The following is a 22,719-nucleotide window of genomic DNA, read 5'->3' as shown; positions in this document are numbered from 1 at the left end:
CCCCGAGAAAGCCGTGTGTAGTGCGGTTACCGCGCGTATGGCGGTGCACTTCTGTAAGCGAACAGACCCGTCGGTGTAGGCCAAGCGCACGCGAACAGGTAGCGTGCGTATCTCAGCCATCCCGCAGAATGGGTGGTACAGGTGCGCCCGAGTGTGAGTGGGCGCGGACGTCGACGCGGTCCCCTGGTCCGCTCCGTCCGCCCCGCCGCCGACAGGCAGACGCACCAGAGAGACGGCGTAGGAGAGAAGCGATACCTGTGAGCGCAGCGACCACGCGAAGCCGCACCCCCGACCGCCTGTGCGCCGAGGCCGTCGACCTTGCCCGCTCAGCCGCCGAAGAGGCCGCCGCACCCGGAGTGGTCGGCGAGCACGCGGGGCTGGTGTCCGAGGGCGACCGTGTCGTCACGCACTTCTTCGAGTGCAAGGAACTGGGCTACCGGGGCTGGCGCTGGGCCGTCACGGTCGCCCGCGCCTCCCGCGCCAAGTTCGTCACCCTGGACGAGGTGGTGCTCCTGCCGGGCCCGGACGCCCTCCTCGCCCCCGAGTGGGTGCCCTGGAGCGAGCGGCTGCGCCCCGGTGACATGGGCCCGGGAGATCTCCTCCCCACCGACGCCGAGGACCTCCGTCTGGAGCCCGGCTACACCGGCGAGGACGAGCCGCTGCCGAGCTCGCCCGTCTCCGAGGAGATGGCCGAGCTGGTCGAGGCCGAGGACGCCGAGGTCACACCCGGCGCCCCCGCGACCCTGCCGGTGGTCCCCGCCCGCGGTTCCATCGCCGCCGTCGCCGAGGAACTCGGCATGCGCCGGGCCCGCGTCCTGTCCCGCTACGGCCTGCACATCGCCGCCGACCGCTGGGAGGAGTCCTACGGCGCGAAGACCCCCATGGCCCAGGCCGCACCCGCGGCCTGCGTCAGCTGCGGTTTCCTCGTGCCGATGGGCGGCTCCCTGGGCCAGGCCTTCGGCGTCTGCGCCAACGAGTTCGCCCCGGCCGACGGGCGCCTCGTCTCCCTGTCCTACGGCTGCGGAGGCCACTCCGAGGCAGCGGTCATGCCCAAGCCGCCGCGGCCGGCCCCGCCGGTGATCGACGAGACGACGGTCGACCCCTTCCCGCTGCGGCCGGCCCGGGACTCCGGATCGGTGCCGGATGTCTCCGACGAGGATGCGGCGGAGTTGGGGCACTCGTAGGGGGCCTGGTGGCCCCTATTCGTCCGTGAAAATCTTTTCGGCGGACGGTGCGGTGGCGGCCCGGACGAGCCAGGTGCGCAGGACCTCGGGGTCGTGGCAGCCGATGATCCGTTCGCGGATCTCGTCGCGGACGTCGAGACCACGTGCCTCCAGGACGAGTAGCACGTCCTCGGAGGCCGTCTGGACGCGAGCTTCTGCCCGCCCCTCGTCACGCCCCTCGTCACGGATCTCTTCCGAGATGTACGACTTGTAGAAGGAGAGGTCCACGGCCACCAGGTTCCTCCAGAGTTCTGCAGCCCGACGATTGCCGCCCAGGCCTTGTGCGGTGAATTCGATGATCGGGTCGGCGACCGCTTCGGGCACGTGCTTCAGAGCGGTGCACAGGGCCTTCAGTATCCCATCGACGGCCGGTTCCTTCGCGTGGGTGATGGCGGACAGCGTGGCCAGCGCCAGGTCGGCACGGGCCTCGTCCGGATCGTTGATCACGGGCATGTTGTGCGGACCGGCCACCAGTGGGTGGAGCGTGAGGGAGGCCCACCACCGGGGCCCGATCGGTACGGGCTGGGCGGCCCACTCGGCTGTGGCCCGGTCCTGGCAGACGACCAGCAGCAGGGGCGGGGTCTTGTACTTGGTGTGCAGGAAGGACAGGTAGTACGCCCAGCTGGCCGGCTTGTTCGGGTCCTTCGCGCTCTGCGCTTCGACGGCCAGCAGGACCGGCTCCTCGCCGTCGAACCGCAGGAGTGTGTCGACGCGGCGCTCGACGGGCTGGATCTCGGTGAGGTCGGTCGGCAGAACCGTGACGGACGTGGGCTGGATGACCGGCAGCCCGAGGGCCTTGGAGACGCCGGAGAACAGGCCCGGGTACTCCTGGAAGATGCGGTGCATCGCCTCGTGGGACGAGTTGACCATGCGGTTCCTTGTGCTGGGGCGGGTCTGTGGATCCTCAGACGGGTGCGGGTGCGGGTGCGGGTGCGGGTGCGGGTGACGGGGCCCGGCAGTCGCGGCAGTGGCCGGGTGCGGGGGAGCGGAAGGCGCGGTCGCAGGCGTCGCAGGTCTGGAGGGGGTGGCGGGTGGCCGGTGGTGGCGCGGTCGGTGTGCGGAAGGGGGGTGGGGGCGGCAGTTGGGCGGTGAGGCGGTGGGCGAGGAGGGCGGCGGGGCGTCGTAGGCCCTCGGGTGGGAGATCCGCGGTCAGGGCGTGGCGTACGGCGGTGTGGCTGACGTCGCGTTCCAGCCAGGCGGCGACGCCGGGGGCCAGGTGGGCTGTGTCGCAGGTGGAGAGGAGCAGGCCGGGGTCGTGGCGGCGGAGGTCGGCGAGGAGATCCGTGGCCGTCCGGAGGAGGGCGGGGGCGGGGTGCGCCGGGTGCGGCACCGCGGGTAGGGGCTTTCGGGGTGCCCGTTTCCTCGGGGTGGGGTGTGAGGGGCGTACGACGGGCTCGTGATCGGCCTCGCGGTGCCGTCCGGGCTGGTTGCAGGAGACGGTCCGGGTGATGATGCGGCCGCCGGGGACGCGTTCGCGGGTGCGGCGGAGGTAGCCGTGGGTTTCGAGTTCACGCAGGGCGGCGGCGATACGGGTCGCGCCCTCGGGGAAGCGGGCGGCGAGGGTTTTGATGTCGACGCGGGCGCCTTTGGGCAGGGACTGGATGTGCGCGCCGAGCCCGATCGCGAGGAGCGAGAGCTCGGGGTGCTGGGCGAGGTGGTTGCCGATCACCGTGAAGCGGGTGGTGTGGCGGGTGTGGTCGTGGTCCAGGCCGCCGCCGGGGTGGGAGTGCCGGTGGGGGTGGTTTTTGCCCGCGGGCCGGGACTGGGCGTGCGGGGGCACGCTAATGTCGTGCGTATCCATCGGGAAGAGGTCCTGTCTTCCTTGGTGGTCAGGCCCTCGCACTGGGATTGCCGTCCCGGCGGGGGCCGTCGCATGTCTGCGGTCGTGTTGCGCTGAGAGTAAGGCCAGCAACCGGACGGAAATCCAGCCGAGTTGGTGATGTTCACTCGCCCGGGTGAGGCGGCGTGCGGCGCGGCGGGAGGGTGGGGTGGGGCTTGGTGAGGTGCTTTCACCGTCGTGGTTCTTTGGGGAAGGCGCCCCTGTCACCGAAGCCCGCGTTTCTGTGTGCCGGTGGGAGATTCAGCTCCGCCCAGACGGTCTTGCGCGGGTGCGGCCCCTGGGCTGTGCCCCAGCGGTCGGCAAGCGCCTCGACGAGGACGCGACCCCGGCCTGACTCGGCGTCGGGGTCGGGGACTTGGAGGCTGGGCAGGCGGTCGCCACAGGTGTCGGTGACCTCGATGCGCAGGGTGTCGGCGACGACGTACAGGGTGACCCGGAAGTCCCGGCCGGGGACGCGGCTGTGGGTGGCGGCGTTGGTGGCGAGTTCGGCGACGAGGTGGCGTGCCGGGTCCAACGGGAGTCCCCAGGCGCGGAGTTGCTCGGTGGCGAGCAGGCGCGCGAGGCGGGCTCCGCGGGGCGTGGGGGACAGCTGCACGCTGAAGTTGCGGACGGGGGCGGCGGTTTCGTGGATCACGTCACTCAGAGTGGCCGTCCGCGCCTACCGTGAACAGTGGCGACTCCGTTGCGTACGGTGACTGTCCGGACGTTGTCCGGTGGTGTCCGGGCTGTCGGGAGAGGCCGTGCGGGTAGGGGCGTCGCGGGCACGGTCGTACGACGGAGGGGTGCGGTATGCAGCAGGTGGACGGCCACGTGGCGCGGCTCAAGACCGAGGCCGACGAGCCGGGGTGGGAGGTCGACCCGGACGACGACTGGGGTGTGGCGGTCGTCGCCACGGTGGGGCGTCAGCTGAGGCTGCGGCGGGAGGCGGTGGACATGCGGGCCGCCGACTTCGGGGAGGCGGTCGGGTACGGCGAGGACATGGTCTACAAGATCGAGGCCGGGAAGCGGATTCCCCGCCCCGAGTACCTGGACAGGGCGGACGAAGTGCTGGCGGCGGGCGGACTGCTCGCGGCGATGAAGGAGGACGTGAAGAAGGTCCGGTACCCGAAGAAGGTGCGGGACCTGGCGCAGATGGAGGCGAAGGCGGTCGAGCTTCAGCTCTACGACCCGCTGAACGTCCACGGGCTGTTGCAGACGCCGGAGTACGCGCGAGGGCTACTGCTGATGCGGCGCCCCGCGTACACCGAGGACGAGGTAGAGCGGTTCATCGCCGCACGGGTGGCGCGCAAGGCCGTCTTCGAGCGGGACCCCGTGCCTGAACTCAGCTTCGTCCTGGAGGAGTGGACGCTTCGCCGCCCGCTCGGCGGGAGGGCGGTGCTGCGACGCCAGCTCGAGCATCTGCTGGTCACCGGGCAGTTGCGGAACGTCGAGCTTCAGGTGATGCCGATGGATCGGGAGGAGCATGCCGGGCTTGCGGGCGGTATCGAGGTGCTGAAATTCGCCGACGGCTTGGCGATGGGCCGTTCGCCGGCCGTCGCCAACGGCCGACCGGTGTCCGAGCCCAGGCAGCTCCGTATCCTTGAACTTCGGTATGGCATCATCCGGGCGCAGGCTCTCACGCCGCGTGAGTCCGCCGCCTTCATCGAGCAAATGCTGGGGGAAACATGAGTCGTAACACCTCAGCCGGGGGCGCGTCCGACCTGGCGTGGTTCAAGAGCAGTTACAGCAGCAGCAGTGAGGGCGACTCCTGCGTCGAGATCGCCCCCACCCCCGGCACCATCCACGTCCGCGACTCCAAGCACACAAAGGGCCCTCGGCTCGCCGTCACCCCGGCCGCGTGGGCCGACTTCGTGACGTACGCGTCGGCGGGCTGACCCTGAGACGTCATCTCCGTTGGTGATAGTGCAATGGAGATAGTCGCTGGCAGACGGGTGTGGTGACGGTTGAATGCCTAGGTGAGTGACTACTGGACGCCTGCCCATGACGCGGTCGAGCACGACAATGCGGAAGCTCTGACCCGGTTGCTGGCCGACGGTGTTGATCCCGACGAGGTCTTCAGCAACATGACGCTGCTCACGCACGCCATCGATGCCGAGGGCGACGGCTCCCTGCAGAGTGGTGAGCCGCTGACGGTTCACCACACTGCTGTACTGCTGGCCTTCGGCGCTGACCCGGAGCTCGCGGATCCAAAGGGTCACACACCGCTGGATGTGGCTGCCCACTACGGTCACGACCTGGCGGTGCATCTGCTGCGGGCCCACATCAGCAGGCGAGCCGCCGGTAACAGATGAGGGTGCAGGCGATGCTCGTGAAGGCGAGGAAGTGTTCGGCTCTACGCTCGTATCGGCACCGAAGTTGGTTCCGGCGCTCAGCTGATGGTCCCGCGCCGCGCAGTCGTAGTGGGTCCACACATGGCGGTCCAGATCGATGCAGGACGCGGGAAGCCGGGTCACGGTTGTCAGCCGGCCTCGCGGTCGCGCAGGGCGGTGAGGGCAGCGGTGCGAGGCTCGGATGTCGGGTCCACGTGGCCTGCGCCCTTCTCGTCCGGCATGGCGGACAACTCGACCAAGGCTGCTGCCGGGGACAGGCCCCGGTCGTACGCAGATCGCAGACGCTGCAGCCAGATCAACCCGGCCTGGTAGACCGTGTCGTCGCCGACGTCCTGCGGCTCGAAGCTCGCTGCCGGCTCGGAGTCGGAGACCCACAGATAGCCGAGCACGTCACCGCGATCGTCTTTGACCGGCACGTACCGGACGTCGCCCTCGACCGTGCGTCGGTATCCGATCCGTCCGAAACCAGGCGTCTGCGTGAACATCCCGTGCCGGTAGGGGACTTCGAAGCTCCCCCATACGTCCAGCGCGTTGGCGTTCTCGTCGAAGAAGTTCGCGGCGCCCGTCTCGTTCGGCTTCGCGAAGTACGTCGGATCGTCCGGGTCCGTCTCCGAGTCGAGTGCCTCGGAAAGATCGCGCAGCGCCGCGGAGAGTCGCGGACCGTTGGATGCGCAGACCTCGGGCTGAGGCCATCCCTTGAGGTCGTACGGCAACCAGACATCAGTGTGCGTCACCAGATCCACGCTGATGTAATCGAACAGCGTTGAGGCTCCCAGTCGGAAGAGGTCCGCCTCCTCATGGGTGTCGTTTCCGATCACCACCTCGCCGCCGCTACTGGCGCCCGCATACACTGACCCGATTTCGCCGGGACGCATAGAGGCCTCGATCCTCTCGGCCAATTCCGCCGCAGCGTCCGCGGGAGGGGAGGTTGCCTCTGGCTCGAATCCGCCCTGGAAAAGGTAGGTGTTCTTCACGCCGGCCTCGTGGACGGACACGGAAACACGCGGTGTACCGACCATGAGCCTGTGCTCGCTCAGGACGGCGTACGCGGTGAACAGTTCATGCAGGCAGGCGGCCACGCTGCTGCCGGCGTCGTGATCGCGTCCCCACGTCCAGCGGGCGACAGGGGTGGTGGCTTTCACAGTGTTCCCTCCGGCATGAATTTACCGCCGGGCGGGATGGTCAGGACCCCGTCCTCGACGCGAATCACGAACTGGATTCCAGTCTTGCCGTAAACGTCCACGAGACGCTGCTCTGTGCGGAGGGCCACATGATCAGCCAATGTGCCCTTCGTGTCGACCACGAACGTGTTGAAGTCGGCGCCGGAATTCTCCATTTGCTTCATGTTTTCGAAGATCTTCTTCACGAGCCTCTTCGGGTTCTGGATTTCCTTGAACTGATACCCGTGGGCCTTGCCGTCCATATCTCGGGCCATCACGTCGAGATCTGTTCCGTCGGCCGTCGTAACCCCCGATTTTATCTCCACGCCCCCCTTGACCTCGAAGGATATGTCGTGGATCCCGCTGTCGTACAGCCGGTTACCGAGACGCAGCTGCTCTATGCCGCCGGACATCTTGTCTACATGGCTCAGGCTGGATACGACCTGCCCGTAATTATCGAGTCCCTTGAATCTGCCGGATGCGATCGTGTCAGCAATCTCTTTGCCTGCCGGGTGGTTGGAAAGGTTGGTCAGAACCCGCTCCAAGTCGTCCGGCTTCACACTCGATCGACGCAACTGGTCACGGATCTGCTGCTCGGTATCGCCGCCACGCTCCATCGGCCCCGACTCCCGAGAGGGACGCTCCCAGTTCGCCACGCCACCGTGGGAGCCTGATCCACTAGATGTGTCGGTGTCCGGGCTTCTCGAACCACCGTCGGCGGGCGCCTCTCGGTGGCCACCGGCCGTGGGCCCCTCAGTGTGGCCGCCCGAAGACGGCTGCTCGTGGCCGCCGACAGGTGCCTCGTGCGCCTCACCGTCACTGCTGTGTTCACCGCCACGACCGCTGGGCGGTTCATGGCCGGCAGACGGGCCCGCCTCGGGCTCGTGAGCTGTTCCGCCAGGCAGTTGGTCGCCTGCGCTGCCTCCGGGGAGGTGGTTGCCTATTCCGCCGCCGGGGAGCTCGCCTCCGGCGTGGGCAGTCGGGGCGTTGTCACCAACCGCGCGTACCCCTGCGTTGTCGGGCGCCCGGCCCACATCCCCGAGGTCGTCGCCCACGCTGTCGCCAAGCCGCACCGGCTGGCCTGCCTGCTCGGCGGTGTGGGCTCCCGCGCCCACCAGGGCGGGTTCCCTGACCGGGGAGTCGACGCGGGGGACGTCCGCCCCATCAGCCGGGGTGCCCGATGCCGGCCGGTCCACCACGTCCCTCGGCGCGTTGTCGACGCCGTCGATCACGTTGCCGTGCTGGTCGAGGAGGTTGCCGTTGCCGTCGATGTACTGGGCCGGGGAGCCGTCCACGCTTGGCAGCTTCGTCGTGCCCGGGGGGAGGGTCAGGGTGTCGTGGGGGAGTTGGACGGTGCCGTCGGGGAGCCGGGTCGCGCCCTCCGGGATCGTCGCGCCCTCGGGCAATCTCACCGTGCCGTCCGGGAGCTTCAGAGAGCCCTCGGGGAGGGTGAAGGCGCCCTCCGGGAGGGGCGGGACGTGGATCGCGCCGACGCCCCGCAGCCCCTTGGTGATGTCGCCGATCTTCGACAGGCCCGCGCCGGCGGCCTTGACGACGTAGGTCATGGGGTCGACGAAGTGGCTCGCCCTGCCCGCCGCCGACAGCACCTTCGCCGCCGCGCCCGCCTTGCCCGCGCCCGACACACCGGCACCCGCGCCGCCCGTGAAGACCGTGGTCAGGACGTTGAAGGTGACCGCTCCGGCCGCGCGGCCAGGATTCTTGCCCCACTCGTCCCACGCCAGGAGGGCCTTACCGGTCTCCTTCATCGCCGTACGTGAATCGCGGATCGAGGCCGGGAGTTTGTCCTCCGGCAGCAGCCAGAACGCCGTGCCCAGGATCGGGTTCATGGTGAGGGCGATGCCGGCGCCGAGTTGGGCGAGGCCCGTCCATGCCTGGCCCATGGCGTCCCAGCCATCGACGCCGACCAGGGTGCCGAGGCCCTTGATGGTGCCCCAGATACCGTCGACTATGAAGCCGTCCCAGACAAAGGACTTCACCCAGTGGCCGACCTCGTACCAGTGGTGCTTCTCCTCGACCGGGTCACCCCACGGCACCTTGGCGTTCTTCATGTCCTCGGCCGCGAAGCCGTACTGGTCCTTGCGGTCGGAGCCGTCCCCGGCGACCACCTGCGTCCCGTCCCACAGGGCGGTGATCTTGTTGTGGCAGGTGCGTTCCGCCGCCCAGAACGCCGCCACCGTCGCGGTGATCTCGTCCCGGATCTCGTTGTGCTTGTCGACCTTGTCCTCGTCGTACTCCCACTCGTCGTCGTCCTTGACCGACGTCACGAACGTCGTCGCGTCCGCCTTGAGCCGCTTCAGCTTGTCGACGAGGGGGCGGACCTCGGTGGCATACGACGACAGCGCGCCGGACACCGTTTCCAGGTCGTCGGCGAACGCGTCCGCGCGGTCCGCGACCGGCTTCGTCTTCGCGAAGAGCTCCTCCGCCTCCGACGCGACGTAGTACGCCGACAGGCCCTGGAACTGGGAGTGGACGTCCTCGCCGGTCTTGCGGACGTTGCCCGCGTCCTTCTTCAGGTCCGCGCAGTCGATCTCCAGCTGATCCAAGTCGCCCTGGAACTGCGGTATTTCCCCCGGCTTGAGCACGCCGCCACTCGCCCCCACTGCTCCCACACGTCACCGACTCGATCATCTGTATCAATCGGCGCGTTGCACCCGCAATGCGGTTCTGGCCAAAGGTTGGCCCCCCGGGGCTGCTCGCTTACGTGCGGTCCCTGCCCCGGGGCCGTCCCCGGCACGCCGACGACCCCGATCCGCCCAGGCGGCCCACGCACCCCCGCCCTCCGAGCGGTACCTTCATCGTCACGCCGATGAGGAGAGTCAACGTGAGTAAGTTCGTGCGGCCCGCGGCCGAGGGTGCTGACCCCTTCGGGACCGCCCGTCTCAGGCGAGGCGTGCTCGACGCCTGGGCCACCAGTCCCGCTCGCTTCCGCGAGGACGCAAACGCGGAGGAGGACCTGGTACTCGGCGGGTATCGGGACCGGCTCGTCGTGGAGCTCGCGCAGAACGCCGCCGATGCGGCCGGCCGGGCAGGGGTGCCCGGGCGGCTCCGGCTCACGCTCCGCGAGGGTGTCCTCGTGGCCGCCAACACCGGTGCCCCCCTTGACGCGGCGGGTGTGGAGTCGCTCGCCACCCTCCGCGCATCCGCCAAGCGCGACACCCCTTCCATCGGCCGTTTCGGCGTCGGTTTCGCGGCCGTTCTCTCCGTCACCGACGAGCCCGCGGTGGTTGGGCGGCACGGCGGTGTCCGCTGGTCTCTCGCGGAGGCCCGGGAGTTGGCCGCGGACGTCGCCCGGCACAGTCCGGGGCTGGGTGACGAGGTCCGTCGGCGTGACGGGCACGTGCCCCTGCTGCGGCTGCCGTTCGCCGCCGAGGGCACCGCTCCCGACCCGTACGACACGGCCGTCATCCTGCCGCTGCGCGACCCGGCCGCCGCCGACCTCGCCGGACGCCTGCTCGCCGCCGTGGACGACGCCCTGCTCCTCGCCCTGCCGGGGCTGGAGGAGGTCGTCATCGAGGTCGACGGGGAGGCCCCGCGGACCCTGCGGCGACGGACCGACGGCGACTTCACCGTCGTGGAGGACTCGCGGGACGGTACGACCCGGTGGCGTACGGCCGCAGGGCACGGGCCGCTCACCCCCGACCTGCTCGCCGACCGCCCCGTCGAGGAACGTTTGCGACCGCACTGGTCGGTCACCTGGGCCGTGCCGGTCGACGAGGACGGCACCCCCGCCCGGCCCCGCACCACCCCCTTCGTGCACGCGCCCACCCCCAGCGACGAGCCCCTCGGCGTCCCCGCCCTGCTCATCGCGTCCCTGCCGCTGGACACGACCCGTCGGCACGCGGCCCCCGGTCCGCTGACCGACTTCCTCGTGCAGCGGGCGGCCGACGCCTACGCCGGACTCCTCGCCGACTGGCGCCCGGTGACCGCCGGCATCATCGACCTCGTGCCCGGCCCGCTGGGCAAGGGCGAGCTGGACGGGGCGCTGCGGCAGGCGATCCTGGAGCGGCTGCCGCGGACCTCCTTCCTGCCGCCGGCCGTAGAGCCCTCAGCAGATGCCTCAGAGGACGAGGACCTGCCCGAGTCCCTCCGTCCCCGTGACGCCGAGATCGTCGAGGGCGCCGGGTCCGACACCGTCCGGGTGCTGGCCGAGGTGCTGCCCACCCTTCTGCCCGCCGGGCTCGAACGGCGTGTGGAGTTGCGGACGTTGGGCGTCGCCCGGGTCCCGCTGACCGACGCCGTCGACCGGCTGGCCGGGCTGGAGAAGGAGCCCGACTGGTGGCGGCGGCTGTACGACAGCCTGGCCGGGGTCGATCCGGACCGGCTGTCCGGGCTGCCCGTGCCGCTCGCCGACGGGCGGACCACCATCGGGCCCCGCCAGGTGCTGCTGCCCACCGCCGACGCCGCCCGGGTCGACCCCGAGGTCCTCGCCCGGCTCGGCCTCAAGGTCGCGCACCCGGACGCCGCCCACCCCCTGTTGGAGAAGCTCGGCGCCCTTCCGGCCACGGCCCGGGCCGTGCTGACGACCCCGCAGGTCCGGGCCGCCGTGGCCGCCTCCCTCGACGACGAGGGCGGACTGGACTGGGAGCGGGAAGCGCCCGACGCCGAGGAGTTGGCCGACACCGTCCTCGCGCTGGTCCGGGACGCGGACCTGGAACCCGGCGACGAGCCCTGGCTCGGTGCCCTCGCCCTCCCCGACGAGGACGGGGAACTGTCCCCGGCGGGCGAACTCGTCCTGCCCGGCAGCCCCTTCCACCAGGTCATGCGCGAGGACGAACTCGCCTCCATCGACCCCGAGCTGGCCGACAAGTGGGGCGAGCAGCCGCTGGCCGCCTGTGGCGTCCTCGCCAACTTCGCCCTGGTCCGCGCCACCGACGTGGTCCTCGACCCGGACGAACTGGAGCCCCGCGAAGGCGACTTCGCCGAGCCGGACGACGTCGGTCTGCTCGACGCCGTCGACGTGTGGTGCGAGGACATCCTCGACCGCTTCCCGGACACGCCGGTACCGCCCGTCGCCACCGAGCTGGTCGCCGTACGCGATCTGGACCTGGTCGACGACGACAAGTGGCCGCAGACTCTGTCGCTCCTCTCGAAGCCCCCCTTGCGTGACGCGATCACCCAGCAGGTGCGGATGCTGCTGCCGGACGGCACGCACGAGGTCGTACGGCCTTACACCGCCTGGTGGTTGCGCGGGCAGCCGGTCCTCGACGGCCGTCGCCCCGCCGGGCTCCTCGCCGCCGGCGGCGACCCGCTCCTGCGCGGGCTGTACGACGAGGCCGACGCGACCGGGTTCGACGACGAGCAGGTGCTGCGGGCGCTGGGCGTACGGACGTCGGTGGCCGCGCTGCTCGACGAGCCGGGCGGCGCCGCCGAACTCCTCGACCGGCTCGCCGACCCGACCCGGACCGTCACCGGTGCCCAACTGCACGCCCTGTACAGCGCGTTGGCCGACCTGGACCCCGAGCAGGTGACCCTGCCGGACGAGCTGCGCGCCGTCGTCGACGGGCGGGTCGAGGTGGTCGACGCGGCCGACGCCGTGGTCGTCGACTCGCCCGACCTGCTGCCCTTCACCGAGGGCGTCCCGCTGCTGCCCGTACGGCCCGCCCGCGCCGCGGAGCTGGCCGAACTGTTCCAGGTGCGGCGGCTCAGCGAGTCCGTCACCGGCGAGGTGGACTCCGAGGGCACCGAACACGACGTACCGGAGTCGGTGCGGCTACTGCTCGGGGAGCGGGCCCCTTCGACGTACGTCGAGCACGAGGAACTCTTCGTCGACGGCGTGGAGATCGACTGGAGTCTGACGAACGACGGCGTCCTGCACGCCGCGACCCTGGAGGGCGTCGCCGCGGGCCTCGCCTGGGCGGCGGGGCAGTGGCCCCGCCGGTTCGAGGTGGCGGCGTTGATGGAGGATCCGTCGCGGACGGGGGAGTTGGCGCGGGACCGCTGGTTCGACTGATGCGATGACATGACATGACGACAGGGGCCGTCCTGCCGGACGGCCCCTGTCGCTTTGTGTTCGTCAGTCCGCCTCGACCTCGAGGAAGTACTCGAAGCGGTCCAGGTCGAGCGTCATGCCGGTCAGCCGGTGGACATCGGCCGCGTGGTTCCGCTCCAGCGGATGGGGTCCGTGGACTTGGTCTCCCGAGGGGTTTCTCAAAAACCCGTCAGGATTCTCCATTTCTTCGTACAACCATTCACACGCGTCACGAATCTCACCACATGAGCCAACAGGCTCCACCATCACTTGGGCCCCGTGCGACGACGAGCCGTAGGGAACGACCACTGCCGGGGCCCCTTCTCCACGTGGGGAACACATGCGCATTCGTGCCACCGTGGCCGCCGTCTCCGGCGCCCTGGCCCTGTCCGCCCTCGTAGTACCGGCCGCACAGGCCGACAGCTCGTCGCACAGCAAGTCCGACATCCAGAAGACCGTCCAGGCCGCGAAGTCGGCCTCCGGCAAGAGCGCCTTCGCCGCCGCCGACATCGGCGAGCCGTACGCGCTCGACCTGTCCTTCTCCGGCGTGAAGATCAACAACGGCAAGCCGATCGTCGCGGGCGTCGCCGCCCAGGTGACCGTCCCGGTGACGTACAAGGTCACGCACGCTGCGGATGTCAACCTCAACGCCTCCGACTTCCTGATGGACGTCGAGCTCTACCGCGGCCCGTCCTACGCGGACTACGACTACACCCTCTACGGCGACGAGTGGCCGACCTGCACGGCGACCTCGACCACCACCGCCAACTGCAAGGGCACCATCGACGTCTACCCGGACGTCGAGCTGATCAACTCCTTCGCCACCACGTGGAAGGTCGGCGGCTACGCCATCGCCCTGAACGGCGAAGACCCCGACGCCGAGGACACCGACTGGAGCAAGGTCGGTTACGTCGAGCAGGACGGGCTGGGCACCACCAGGCTCCAGCGCCTCTCCAAGCTGACGGTCAACGCCTCGCCGGAGCCGGTCGTCAAGGGCAAGACCATCACCGTCACGGGCAAGCTGTCCCGCGCGAACTGGGAGACCCACAAGTACGCGGGTTACGCGACCCAGTCGGTCAAGCTCCAGTTCCGTAAGAAGGGCTCCAGCACCTACACCACGGTGAAGACCATCAAGACGAACTCCACGGGCAACCTGAGCACCACCGTGAAGGCGTCCACCGACGGCTACTTCCGTTACAGCTTCGCGGGTACGGCCAGCACCCCGGCGGTCAGCGCCGCGGGTGACTTCGTCGACGTGAAGTAAGCGTTGCAGGTGAAGTAAGCGTTGAAGTGAGCAGCACGGCCGAGCGCCGGTTTCGGGGTTTCCCGGAGCCGGCGTTCCGCTTTTCCCATACGGGTTCCAAGCCTTGCCTATGCGCACACAAAATCGGGATCCGGCCGTACAACCAGGGACATGGGTCGCGGATCTGATCGCGTGAGTCAACAGACTCCTAGCTCACTTCTCCCCCTGGGGAACGCACATGCGCATTCGTGCCACCGTGGCCGCCGTCACCGGCGCCCTGGCTCTGTCCGCTCTCGTCGTGCCGGCCGCGCAGGCCGCCGACGCCTCGTCGTCCTACCGTACGGACGCCACGAAGGCCTTCGCCGCGGCGCACGCCGCCGGCTCCGGAAGGACCGCGTTCAGCGCCGCCGCCGACACGACGGACCCGGACGTCACCTTCTCGAACCTCAAGATCGCCAGTGCGATCAAGGTCGGCACCACCAACGAGGTCACCACCACGGTCACCTACACCCTGACCCACGGCACGGACGTCGACATCACCTCCGACGACTTCGCCACCGGCCCCGTCATCTACAAGGGCTCGTACGACGCCCCGAGCAACGTGCTGGGGGGCGACTACCCGGCGACCTGCACCGCGACCTCGTCGACCACCGCCAGCTGCAAGGGCGACATCAACATCTACCCGGCCGACGCCTACCTGATCAACGCCGACGCCGGCACCTGGACGGCCGGCGCGCTGGCCCTCACCTACAGCGACCAGGACGGAAGCATCCAGGGCGAAACCGACCAGGGCAGCCTCGGCACCACCAAGGTCCAGCGCTACTCCAGGCTGACGGTCAACGCCGGTCCCGAGCCCGTCTACAAGGGCAAGACCATCACCTCCACGGGCAAGCTGTCCCGCGCCAACTGGGAGGACAACCACTACCACGGCTACACCTACCAGCCCGTCAAGCTCCAGTTCCGCAAGGCGGGCACGAGCACGTACACCACCGTCAAGACGGTGACCTCGGACAAGTACGGCAACCTGAAGGCCACCGCCACCGCCGCCTACGACGGCTACTGGCGCTTCAGCTTCGCCGGCACCACGACGACTCCGGCGGTCAGCGCCGTCGGTGACTACGTCGACGTGCGGTAACCAACCCCCTCGGCTCTACGCCGGGACGCGGCGGTCGACCACCCTCCACAGCAGTTCCAGGGCGACCGCCGCCACCGCCGCGATGCCGACCGCGATCCAGGGCATCGTCACGCCGACCAGCTTCAGCGCGAAGAAGTCCTGCAGCCACGGCACGATCAGTACGAGCAGGAACCCGGCACCCATCGTCGCCACCAGCGCGACCCGCCACCAGGTGTAGGGGCGGGCGATGATCGCCAGTACCCACATCGAGACCAGGAACAGTGTCAGCGTCGCGGCACTGGTCTCCGCGTCCAGCGCGCCGCTGCCCGTGTAGTGGTGCCGGGCGAGCAGATACGTCGTGAAGGTCGCCGTCGCGGCCACCACCCCACCGGGGATCGAGTACCGCATCACTCGCCGTACGAAGTTCGGTTTCGCCCGTTCCTTGTTGGGCGCGAGGGCGAGGAAGAAGGCCGGGACGCCGATGGTGAGGGTCGACAGCAGGGTCAGGTGCCGGGGCAGGAAGGGGTACTCGACCTGCCAGCACACCACCAGGATCGCCAGCAGGACGGAGTAGACCGTCTTCACGAGGAAGAGCGTCGCCACCCTCGTGATGTTGCCGATGACGCGCCGGCCCTCCGCGACGACCGACGGCAGCGTCGCGAAGCTGTTGTTGAGCAGCACGATCTGCGCGACCGCCCGGGTCGCCTCCGAGCCCGAGCCCATCGCCACGCCGATGTCGGCGTCCTTCAGGGCGAGCACGTCGTTCACGCCGTCGCCGGTCATCGCGACCGTGTGCCCGTGCGACTGCAGGGCGCCCACCATGTCCCGCTTCTGCTGCGGGGTGACCCGTCCGAACACCGTGCCCTCGTCGAGGGCCGTGGCCATCCCGTCCTGGTCGGCGGGGAGCCGACGGGCGTCGATGGTGGTTCCGGTGAGTCCCAGCTTCGAGGCCACCGCCCCCACCGACACCGCGTTGTCCCCGGAGAGGACCTTGGCTCGGACGTCCTGCTCGTCGAAGTAGCGCAGGGTCTCGGCCGCGTCCGGCCGCAGCCGCTGCTCCAGTACGACCAGGGCGGTGGGCCGGGCGCCCCCGGCGACCTCGGGATCGTCCAGGACGCGGGCGGCCCGCGCGAGCAGCAGTACCCGCAGCCCCTGCTCGTTGAGACGCTCGGTCTCGGTCAGGGCGGGATCGTCGGGAGCGAGGAGGACGTCGGGGGCGCCGAGGAGCCACGTGCTGATCTCGCCGTCGCCCTCGCTGAAGGAGGCGCCGCTGTACTTGCGGGCGGAGGAGAAGGGCAGGGACTCGGTGCAGCGCCAGTCCACGCCGTCCGGGTAGGCGTCGATGATCGCCTGGAGGGAGGCGTTCGGCCGCGGGTCGGACTCGCCGAGGGCACCGAGCACGTTGCGTACGTACGACTCGTCGGCGCCCTGCAGCGGCCTGAGCTCGGTGACGTCCATGCCGCCCTCGGTGAGGGTGCCCGTCTTGTCGAGGCAGACCGTGTCGACGCGGGCGAGGCCCTCGATGGCGGGGAGTTCCTGAACCAGGCACTGTTTTCGGCCGAGTCGGATGACGCCGATCGCGAAGGCGACGGAGGTGAGCAGCACCAGCCCCTCCGGGACCATCGGGACGATGCCGCCGACCGTCCGGGCGATGGAGTCCTTGAGGTCGTTGTCCTTGACGAACAGCTGGCTGACGATCAGGCCGATCGCGGTCGGGACCATCATCCACGTCACGTACTTGAGGATCGTGGAGATGCCGGAGCGCAGCTCGGAATGGACCAGCGTGAACCGGGAGGCCTCCTCGGCGAGCTGGGCGGCGTAGGCCTCCCGGCCGACCTTGGTCGCCTGGAAGGCGCCGCCGCCCGCGACCACGAAGCTCCCGGACATGACCTGGTCCCCGGGGCGTTTCACGACCGGGTCGGCTTCCCCCGTGAGCAGTGACTCGTCGATCTCCAGCCCGTCGGACTCGACGCACACCCCGTCGACCACGGCCTTGTCGCCGGGCCCTATCTCCATGAGGTCGCCCAGCACGATGTCGCTGGTGGCCACCTGGGAGGCGGTCCCGTCCCGCCGCACGGTCGGCCGGGCCTCCCCGATCACGGCCAGCGAGTCCAGGGTCTTCTTCGCCCGCCACTCCTGGATGATGCCGATGCCCGTGTTGGCGAGGATCACGTAGCCGAACAGGCTGTCCTGGAACGGCGCGACGAACATCATGATCACCCACAGCACGCCGATGATCGCGTTGAACCGGGTGAACACGTTCGCACGGACGATCTCGACGGTGGACCGGCTGCTGCGCACCGGCACGTCGTTGACCTGCCCTCGCGCGACCCGCTCGGCGACCTCGGCCGCGGTCAGTCCGGTCGCCGCGGCCGTAACCGTCGTCGGGTGTGCCGGATCCAGTTCGGCGCCCGCGTCGATGTGCGTCATGCATTCGACGGTACGTGCGGATTTACGGCTTCACCCGGTGAGTGGGCGGAAGATCCGACTTGGGGATGAGGGCGGGGGAGGGGGAGTGGTGCCGTAGTACTACGGGGGGGCGTGGTCACTCGGCAGCAGCGGCGCCGTCGGTGGGCGCGGGGCTTTCCTCGCCCCCGCCGCCCCTACCCGTCCCATCCGCAGGGGCTCCGCCCCTTCGACCCCGCCAGGGGCGCTGCCCCTGAGCCCCGGCGGGGACTGCGTCCCCTGCACCCGTGGCGGGGCTCGGCTCGTGGGTCCGGGTGGTGGCGGGTGCGCGTCGCGACTTGCGGGGCGCTGCCCCTGCACCTCGGCGGGGACTGCGTCCCCTGCACCCGTGGCGGGGCTCGGCTCGTGGGTCCGGGTGGTGGCGGGTGCGCGTCGCGACTTGCGGGGCGCTGCCCCTGCACCTCGGCGGGGACTGCGTCCCCTGCACCCGTGGCGGGGCTCGGCTCGTGGGTCCGGGTGGTGGCCGCGTCCGTGTCACGGCTTGCGGGGCTCCGCCCCTGCACCCCGCTGGGGCCGTGCCCCAGACCCCGCTTCGGCCCGGAGGGCCTCGTCCTCAAACGCCGGACGGGCTGAGGGGGTGGCTGAGCGTTCGGCCGACCGAGTCGGGTGGTGGGTGGGCATAGGTCGGGGGTCTGGGGGCGGAGCCCCCAGTGGGGGGTTAGTCGGCCGAGGTTGTCTCGGACGGCGCCGCCCGCTTGATCGCCGCGTCCCGCTTCCGGACGTACCAGATGCCGATCAGGCCCAGGCCGGCTCCGGCCAGGCAGGTCCAGACCCACCAGGTGTGGCCGTGGTCGTCGAACCAGCCGTAGAAGGGGAGCTGTACCAGGAAGAGGACGAACCAGAGGATCGTGCCGCCAACGATGGTGGGGACGATGGGGCCCTCCAGGGGCTCCGGCGCCTCGTGCTCGGGGGTCCACTTCTCCATGGGGACAGCTTACGAGGCGATCAGGTCTACGCGCGGAGATGGCGCCGACCGGGTCATATGTTCATACTGAACCTGTTTTTGTCCGGCCACTTCTCTTCGTACGAAACACCAAAGGTCTCCTGGGGGAGGGCCACCGGTGATGAGGTCACGCATGTCCACCTCGGCCCCCGCCAAGGTTCCCGCGCCCCAGCAGCCGGGCGGCACGTCCGGCCACGGCGCCCTCGACCGCCACTTCCGGATCTCCGAGCGCGGCAGCACGCTGTCCCGGGAGGTCCGGGGCGGTTTCGCCACCTTCTTCGCGATGGCCTACATCATCGTGCTGAACCCGATCATCCTCGGCAGCGCGAAGGACATGTACGGGCACCAGCTCGACAACGGCCAGCTGGTCACGGCGACGGCCGTGACGGCGGCGTTCACCACCCTGCTCATGGGCGTCGTCGGCAACGTCCCGATCGCGCTCGCCGCCGGCCTCGGTGTGAACTCGGTCGTCGCGCTCCAGCTCGCACCCCGGATGTCCTGGCCGGACGCCATGGGCATGGTTGTCCTGGCCGGCTTCATCGTGATGATCCTCGTCGCCACCGGTCTGCGCGAGCGCGTGATGAACGCCGTGCCCTACAGCCTCCGCAAGGCCATCTCCATCGGCATCGGCCTGTTCATCATGCTGATCGGCCTCGTTGACTCCGGCTTCGTCTCCCGCATCCCGGACGTCGCCCGGACCACCGTCCCCCTCCAGCTCGGTGGCGACGGTCACCTCAACGGCTGGCCGGTGCTCGTCTTCGTCCTCGGCGCGCTGCTGACCCTGGCCCTCATCGTCCGCAAGGTCTCGGGCGCGATCCTCATCTCGATCGTCACGATGACCGTCCTCGCGGTGATCATCAACGCGGTCGCGGACATCCCCTCCTGGGGTCTGACCACGCCCAAGTGGCCCGGCAACCCCGTCGCCGCCCCGGACTTCGGCCTGATCGGCGAGGTCAGCCTCTTCGGCGGCTTCGCGAAGGTCGGCGTACTGACCGGCGTCCTCTTCGTCTTCACCGTGCTGCTGTCGTGCTTCTTCGACGCGATGGGCACGATCATGGGCGTCAGTGACGAGGCCAGGCTGACCGACGCCCAGGGCCAGATGCCCGGCATCAACAAGGTCCTCTTCGTCGACGGTCTCGCCGTCGCCGCCGGTGGCGCGAGCTCCTCCTCCGCCACCACCGCCTTCGTGGAGTCCACGGCCGGCGTCGGCGAGGGGGCACGGACCGGCTTCGCGAACGTCGTCACCGGCGGGCTCTTCACCGTGGCGCTCTTCCTCACGCCCATCGCCACGATGGTCCCGTCCCAGGCCGCCACCCCGGCCCTGCTCGCGGTCGGCTTCCTGATCCTGTCCGGCTCGGTCAAGGAGATCGACTGGGCCGACCACACCCTCGCGATCCCGGCCTTCGTGACGATGGTGATGATGCCGTTCACCTACTCGATCACCAACGGCATCGGCATGGGCTTCATCACCTTCGTGGTGCTGCGCCTGGCGGTCGGCCGCGGCAGGGAGATCCCGGCGGCGATGTACGTGGTGTCCGCGGTGTTCGCGTTCTACTACCTGATGCCGGCGCTGGGTCTCACCTGAGCCGAGCGGGTCACGTGACCCCGTAGAACTTCTCCGTCTCCTCGACGGCGGACTGGAACCGCTCGTCGAAGTCGTCGCGAACGAGCGTCCGGACCACGTAGTCCTGGACGCTCATCCCCCTTTTCGCCGCATGGTCCCGGAGCCGCTCGAGCAGCTCCCCGTCTATCCGCAGGCTGAGCACACTGGTCCCCATGAACAGAGGTTCGCGGGCGGGCCGGGGCGGCGTTCACTTTCCGCTGCCCACTCACTCGTACGGGTGATGATCGGGTTTCAGTGGCGGGCGTCACGGGAATCCGTGCGCGCGCCAGCTTGTTTAGCGAGGGTAATGAGTTATGCTAAAGAGATGCCGGACCTAACCCATGGCGACGACGCTGCCGCCGTGAACTCCCTGCGCTCCGCCGTGATGCGGCTCTCCCGTCGCCTCAAGCACCAACGGGTCGACGAGTCGCTGAGCCCGACCGAGATGTCGGTGCTCGGCACCCTGTCCCTCCACGGCAAGGCCACCCCGGGCGAACTCGCCCGCAAGGAGCACGTCCAGCCACCGTCGATGACCCGCATCGTGGCGCTGCTGGAGGCCAAGGGACTGGTCCGACTGGAGCCGCACCCCGAGGACCGGCGGCAGAAGGTCGTCACGAAGACCGAGCAGGCCGAGGCGATGCTCGAGGAGAGCCGCCGCAAGCGGAACCTCTTCCTGGCCACCCTGGTCGACGGCCTGGACGAGGACGAGTGGGCGAAACTCCGCGCCGCCGCCCCCGTCCTGGAGAAGCTCGCACACCTGTAAGCAGCGTTCACAAGGAGGCGACCCTTTGAGTTCGGGACCCGGAGCAGACTCCGCCCCCGCACCGACCACCCACGACTCCCTGTCCGATCCCAAGCGCTCGTCCATGTTCAGCTCCCTGAGGGTCAGGAACTACCGCCTGTTCTTCATGGGCCAGGTCGTCTCCAACATCGGCACCTGGATGCAGCGCATCGCCCAGGACTGGCTGGTGCTCAGCCTCACCGGCTCCGCCACCGCCGTCGGCGTCACGACCGCCCTGCAGTTCCTGCCGATGCTGCTCTTCGGCCTCTACGGCGGCGTTCTCGTCGACCGTCTGCCCAAGCGCCGCACGCTGCTGTTCACCCAGTCGGCGATGGCGCTCACCGGCATCGCGCTCGCCGTCCTCACCCTCTCCGGCCAGGTCCAGGTCTGGCACGTCTACGTCGCCGCCTTCGCCGTGGGCCTCGCGACCGTCCTGGACAATCCGGCCCGCCAGACCTTCGTCTCCGAGATGGTCGGCCCCGACCAACTGCAGAACGCGGTCAGCCTCAACTCCGCGAACTTCCAGTCGGCCCGGCTGGTCGGCCCCGCCGTGGCCGGCGTGATGATCACCGGCGTCGGTACCGGCTGGGCGTTCCTCTTCAACGGCCTGTCCTTCGTCGCCCCCCTCGCCGGCCTGCTGCTGATGCGCTCACGCGACCTGCGCGTCGTCGAGCGGGCCCCGCGCGGGAAGGGTCAGCTGCGAGAAGGCCTGCACTACGTCGCCGGACGCCCGGAGCTGATCTGGACCATCGTCCTGGTCGGCTTCGTCAGCACCTTCGGCTTCAACTTCCCCGTCTACCTCTCGGCCTTCGCCGACGACGTCTTCCACGCGGGCGCCGGCGCCTACAGCCTCTTCAACACGCTGATGGCGGTGGGCTCCCTGGCGGGCGCGCTGCTCGCGGCGCGACGCGGCACCGCCCGGCTGCGCGTGCTGGTCGCGGGTGCGGTGGCCTTCGGCGCGATGGAGCTGGTGGCCGCGACCGCCCCCTCCCTGTGGCTGTTCGCCCTGCTCATGGCCCCGATCGGCATGTTCGGCATGACCGTGAACGTCACTGCCAACAGCAGTGTCCAACTGAGCACCGACCCGGCCATGCGAGGCCGGGTGATGGCCCTGTACATGATGGTGTTCATGGGCGGAGCGCCGGTGGGCGCACCCATCGCCGGCTGGATCACGGACGCGTACGGCGTCCGGGCGGGTATGGCGGCAGGCGGTGCCGTCTCGGCCGTCGCGGCCGTGACGATCGGCCTGGTTCTGGCCCGCGTCGGCAACCTGCGGCTGTCGGTCGGCTGGAACCGCGGACACCCGCAGGTGCGGTTCGTGCCGCGGGAGCGGGAGAAGCTGGCCGCGGCGGCCTGAGCGTCGTACGCCCCGTCGTAGGCCCCACTGGAACCCGGAGGGCTCAGACCCTCCGGGCCAGTACCTGCCCAGGCCACTTGCCGTCCCCGACCGTGAACGCCTCGGTGCGGGTGAAGCCGTTGCTCTCGTAGTAGCGGACGAGCTTGCCGTCGTCGCCGGCGTAGCAGTCCACCCGCAGCAGCGAGACGCCCGCCCGCCTGGTCTCCTCGACCGCGTGCGCGAGCAGGGCGCTGCCCACGCCGTGCCCCTTGAAGCGGCGGTCGGAAGCGAGCCAGTGGATGTACCGCTCGGGCTCGCCGGGGGGTGTGAGGTGGGACAGGTAGGCGCCGGCCGAGTCGGTGAGGGTGAGGGTGGCGGCCGGCACCCCCTCGACCTCGGCGATGAACACGTCGCCCTCGTCCATGTACCGGGCGACCGACTCCACCGTCTTCGGGCTCTCGGACAGCGGCTTCGTCCCCCACTGTCCGGTGCGCCCCTGCGAGACCAGCCACTCCACGCTGCTGTCGAGCATGCCGAGTATCGCGGGGATGTCGTCGGGCCCGCCCTCCCTGATCCTGATGATCTCCATGACGGCACCCTAGTGACCTGAGTCGAAGGTTCGTCGTTGGTTCGGTATGAGTCGTCCGGGTCCGAAGATTCCGCCGTTGTCGTTGACTGATGCCCAGCGGGC

20 protein-coding genes and 1 pseudogene are annotated in these 22,719 nt (G+C 69.8%); 10 read left to right on the top strand and 11 right to left on the bottom strand.

The features are described from left to right. Window positions 1-257: 257 nt before the first annotated feature. Window positions 258-1,184, top strand: a complete 927-nt coding sequence (locus ACFWWR_RS37435; RefSeq protein ID WP_383870695.1) for a DUF3027 domain-containing protein — start codon at window positions 258-260, stop codon at window positions 1,182-1,184. A gap of 15 nt (window positions 1,185-1,199) precedes the next feature. Here the strand turns inward: ACFWWR_RS37435 and ACFWWR_RS37430 are convergent, their stop codons facing one another. The 3 genes from ACFWWR_RS37430 to ACFWWR_RS37420 form a co-directional block, all read right to left on the bottom strand. After that, on the bottom strand, window positions 1,200-2,093 hold the full coding sequence (locus ACFWWR_RS37430) for a hypothetical protein (RefSeq protein WP_383870698.1): 894 nt from the start codon (window positions 2,091-2,093) through the stop codon (window positions 1,200-1,202). 34 nt (window positions 2,094-2,127) lie between these two features. After that, complete coding sequence (locus ACFWWR_RS37425) at window positions 2,128-3,024, bottom strand: helix-turn-helix domain-containing protein (RefSeq protein WP_384308081.1); 897 nt, start codon at window positions 3,022-3,024, stop codon at window positions 2,128-2,130. A 208-nt stretch (window positions 3,025-3,232) separates the two neighbouring features. Beyond that, entirely contained in the window at window positions 3,233-3,697 is a 465-nt protein-coding gene (locus ACFWWR_RS37420) for an ATP-binding protein (protein WP_384308078.1), read from the bottom strand. A gap of 155 nt (window positions 3,698-3,852) precedes the next feature. Here ACFWWR_RS37420 and ACFWWR_RS37415 point away from each other — a divergent pair, with 155 nt between their 5' ends. The 3 genes from ACFWWR_RS37415 to ACFWWR_RS37405 all read left to right on the top strand — a co-directional run bounded on the left by ACFWWR_RS37415 (window position 3,853) and on the right by ACFWWR_RS37405 (window position 5,354). Further along, complete coding sequence (locus tag ACFWWR_RS37415) at window positions 3,853-4,731, top strand: helix-turn-helix domain-containing protein (RefSeq protein ID WP_383870702.1); 879 nt, start codon at window positions 3,853-3,855, stop codon at window positions 4,729-4,731. After that, window positions 4,728-4,937, top strand: coding sequence for a DUF397 domain-containing protein (locus ACFWWR_RS37410; protein ID WP_383870705.1), 210 nt, complete (start codon window positions 4,728-4,730; stop codon window positions 4,935-4,937). Before ACFWWR_RS37415 ends, ACFWWR_RS37410 begins: the two co-directional genes overlap by 4 nt. 81 nt (window positions 4,938-5,018) lie before the next feature. Beyond that, window positions 5,019-5,354 (top strand): ankyrin repeat domain-containing protein, encoded by a 336-nt coding sequence (locus ACFWWR_RS37405; RefSeq protein WP_383870707.1) that lies wholly within the window; start codon window positions 5,019-5,021, stop codon window positions 5,352-5,354. Here ACFWWR_RS37405 and ACFWWR_RS37400 read toward each other — a convergent pair. The 3 genes and pseudogenes from ACFWWR_RS37400 to ACFWWR_RS37390 form a co-directional block, all read right to left on the bottom strand. Further along, window positions 5,326-5,421, bottom strand: a pseudogene (locus tag ACFWWR_RS37400) (IS5/IS1182 family transposase); the annotation flags it as partial. The gene ACFWWR_RS37405 and the pseudogene ACFWWR_RS37400 overlap by 29 nt on opposite strands. Before the next feature lie 100 nt (window positions 5,422-5,521). Then, window positions 5,522-6,535 carry a hypothetical protein gene (locus ACFWWR_RS37395; RefSeq protein ID WP_383870710.1) on the bottom strand — a complete coding sequence of 338 codons (1,014 nt, stop codon included), beginning with the start codon at window positions 6,533-6,535 and terminating at the stop codon, window positions 5,522-5,524. After that, entirely contained in the window at window positions 6,532-9,156 is a 2,625-nt protein-coding gene (locus ACFWWR_RS37390) for a hypothetical protein (RefSeq protein WP_384308075.1), read from the bottom strand. The genes ACFWWR_RS37395 and ACFWWR_RS37390 overlap by 4 nt, the downstream gene beginning before the upstream one ends. Before the next feature lie 239 nt (window positions 9,157-9,395). Here ACFWWR_RS37390 and ACFWWR_RS37385 point away from each other — a divergent pair, with 239 nt between their 5' ends. Beyond that, window positions 9,396-12,524 (top strand): sacsin N-terminal ATP-binding-like domain-containing protein, encoded by a 3,129-nt coding sequence (locus tag ACFWWR_RS37385; protein WP_384308072.1) that lies wholly within the window; start codon window positions 9,396-9,398, stop codon window positions 12,522-12,524. A 63-nt stretch (window positions 12,525-12,587) separates the two neighbouring features. Here ACFWWR_RS37385 and ACFWWR_RS37380 read toward each other — a convergent pair whose 3' ends face one another. Beyond that, window positions 12,588-12,746, bottom strand: a complete 159-nt coding sequence (locus tag ACFWWR_RS37380) for a hypothetical protein (RefSeq protein WP_383870718.1) — start codon at window positions 12,744-12,746, stop codon at window positions 12,588-12,590. A gap of 136 nt (window positions 12,747-12,882) precedes the next feature. Between ACFWWR_RS37380 and ACFWWR_RS37375 the strand changes: the two genes are divergently transcribed. Both ACFWWR_RS37375 and ACFWWR_RS37370 read left to right on the top strand, forming a co-directional pair. Continuing rightward, window positions 12,883-13,806 carry a hypothetical protein gene (locus ACFWWR_RS37375; protein WP_384308070.1) on the top strand — a complete coding sequence of 308 codons (924 nt, stop codon included), beginning with the start codon at window positions 12,883-12,885 and terminating at the stop codon, window positions 13,804-13,806. Window positions 13,807-14,023: 217 nt separating this feature from the next. Next, window positions 14,024-14,920 carry a hypothetical protein gene (locus ACFWWR_RS37370; protein WP_383870723.1) on the top strand — a complete coding sequence of 299 codons (897 nt, stop codon included), beginning with the start codon at window positions 14,024-14,026 and terminating at the stop codon, window positions 14,918-14,920. Between the two features lie 15 nt (window positions 14,921-14,935). Here ACFWWR_RS37370 and ACFWWR_RS37365 read toward each other — a convergent pair whose 3' ends face one another. Next, complete coding sequence (locus tag ACFWWR_RS37365; RefSeq protein ID WP_384308067.1) at window positions 14,936-17,329, bottom strand: HAD-IC family P-type ATPase; 2,394 nt, start codon at window positions 17,327-17,329, stop codon at window positions 14,936-14,938. Between the two features lie 694 nt (window positions 17,330-18,023). Beyond that, complete coding sequence (locus ACFWWR_RS37360) at window positions 18,024-18,290, bottom strand: DUF2530 domain-containing protein (RefSeq protein WP_383870729.1); 267 nt, start codon at window positions 18,288-18,290, stop codon at window positions 18,024-18,026. 151 nt (window positions 18,291-18,441) lie between these two features. Here ACFWWR_RS37360 and ACFWWR_RS37355 point away from each other — a divergent pair, with 151 nt between their 5' ends. Then, entirely contained in the window at window positions 18,442-19,893 is a 1,452-nt protein-coding gene (locus ACFWWR_RS37355; RefSeq protein WP_384308064.1) for an NCS2 family permease, read from the top strand. Window positions 19,894-19,903: 10 nt separating this feature from the next. Here the strand turns inward: ACFWWR_RS37355 and ACFWWR_RS37350 are convergent, their stop codons facing one another. Beyond that, entirely contained in the window at window positions 19,904-20,086 is a 183-nt protein-coding gene (locus tag ACFWWR_RS37350; protein WP_383870735.1) for a ribbon-helix-helix protein, CopG family, read from the bottom strand. Between the two features lie 150 nt (window positions 20,087-20,236). On the opposite strand from ACFWWR_RS37350, the gene ACFWWR_RS37345 reads away from it, so the two are divergent. Together ACFWWR_RS37345 and ACFWWR_RS37340 are read left to right on the top strand one after the other, a co-directional pair. Further along, on the top strand, window positions 20,237-20,674 hold the full coding sequence (locus ACFWWR_RS37345) for a MarR family winged helix-turn-helix transcriptional regulator (protein WP_383870737.1): 438 nt from the start codon (window positions 20,237-20,239) through the stop codon (window positions 20,672-20,674). Window positions 20,675-20,699: 25 nt separating this feature from the next. Then, window positions 20,700-22,049 carry an MFS transporter gene (locus tag ACFWWR_RS37340; protein ID WP_383870740.1) on the top strand — a complete coding sequence of 450 codons (1,350 nt, stop codon included), beginning with the start codon at window positions 20,700-20,702 and terminating at the stop codon, window positions 22,047-22,049. A 43-nt stretch (window positions 22,050-22,092) separates the two neighbouring features. On the opposite strand, the gene ACFWWR_RS37335 is transcribed toward ACFWWR_RS37340, so the two are convergent. Then, a complete protein-coding gene (locus ACFWWR_RS37335; RefSeq protein WP_383870743.1) occupies window positions 22,093-22,617 on the bottom strand; it encodes a GNAT family N-acetyltransferase in 525 nt (174 codons plus the stop codon). Window positions 22,618-22,719: the final 102 nt, after the last annotated feature.

The organism is Streptomyces sp. NPDC058678, from assembly GCF_042714835.1.
Classification (GTDB): Bacteria; Actinomycetota; Actinomycetes; order Streptomycetales; family Streptomycetaceae; genus Streptomyces.
This window is presented reverse-complemented; position numbering and strand designations above follow the sequence as displayed.

Excerpts from the sequence above, each read along its gene's own strand:
- ACFWWR_RS37430 (WP_383870698.1), bottom strand. The coding sequence starts at position 2,093 with ATGGTCAACTCGTCCCACGAGGCGATGCACCGCATCTTCCAGGAGTAC.
- ACFWWR_RS37425 (WP_384308081.1), bottom strand. The coding sequence starts at position 3,024 with ATGGATACGCACGACATTAGCGTGCCCCCGCACGCCCAGTCCCGGCCC.
- ACFWWR_RS37415 (WP_383870702.1), top strand. The coding sequence starts at position 3,853 with ATGCAGCAGGTGGACGGCCACGTGGCGCGGCTCAAGACCGAGGCCGAC.
- ACFWWR_RS37410 (WP_383870705.1), top strand. The coding sequence starts at position 4,728 with ATGAGTCGTAACACCTCAGCCGGGGGCGCGTCCGACCTGGCGTGGTTC.
- ACFWWR_RS37380 (WP_383870718.1), bottom strand. The coding sequence starts at position 12,746 with ATGGAGAATCCTGACGGGTTTTTGAGAAACCCCTCGGGAGACCAAGTC.
- ACFWWR_RS37375 (WP_384308070.1), top strand. The coding sequence starts at position 12,883 with ATGCGCATTCGTGCCACCGTGGCCGCCGTCTCCGGCGCCCTGGCCCTG.
- ACFWWR_RS37370 (WP_383870723.1), top strand. The coding sequence starts at position 14,024 with ATGCGCATTCGTGCCACCGTGGCCGCCGTCACCGGCGCCCTGGCTCTG.
- ACFWWR_RS37365 (WP_384308067.1), bottom strand. The coding sequence starts at position 17,329 with ATGACGCACATCGACGCGGGCGCCGAACTGGATCCGGCACACCCGACG.
- ACFWWR_RS37360 (WP_383870729.1), bottom strand. The coding sequence starts at position 18,290 with ATGGAGAAGTGGACCCCCGAGCACGAGGCGCCGGAGCCCCTGGAGGGC.
- ACFWWR_RS37355 (WP_384308064.1), top strand. The coding sequence starts at position 18,442 with ATGTCCACCTCGGCCCCCGCCAAGGTTCCCGCGCCCCAGCAGCCGGGC.
- ACFWWR_RS37350 (WP_383870735.1), bottom strand. The coding sequence starts at position 20,086 with ATGGGGACCAGTGTGCTCAGCCTGCGGATAGACGGGGAGCTGCTCGAG.
- ACFWWR_RS37345 (WP_383870737.1), top strand. The coding sequence starts at position 20,237 with ATGCCGGACCTAACCCATGGCGACGACGCTGCCGCCGTGAACTCCCTG.
- ACFWWR_RS37335 (WP_383870743.1), bottom strand. The coding sequence starts at position 22,617 with ATGGAGATCATCAGGATCAGGGAGGGCGGGCCCGACGACATCCCCGCG.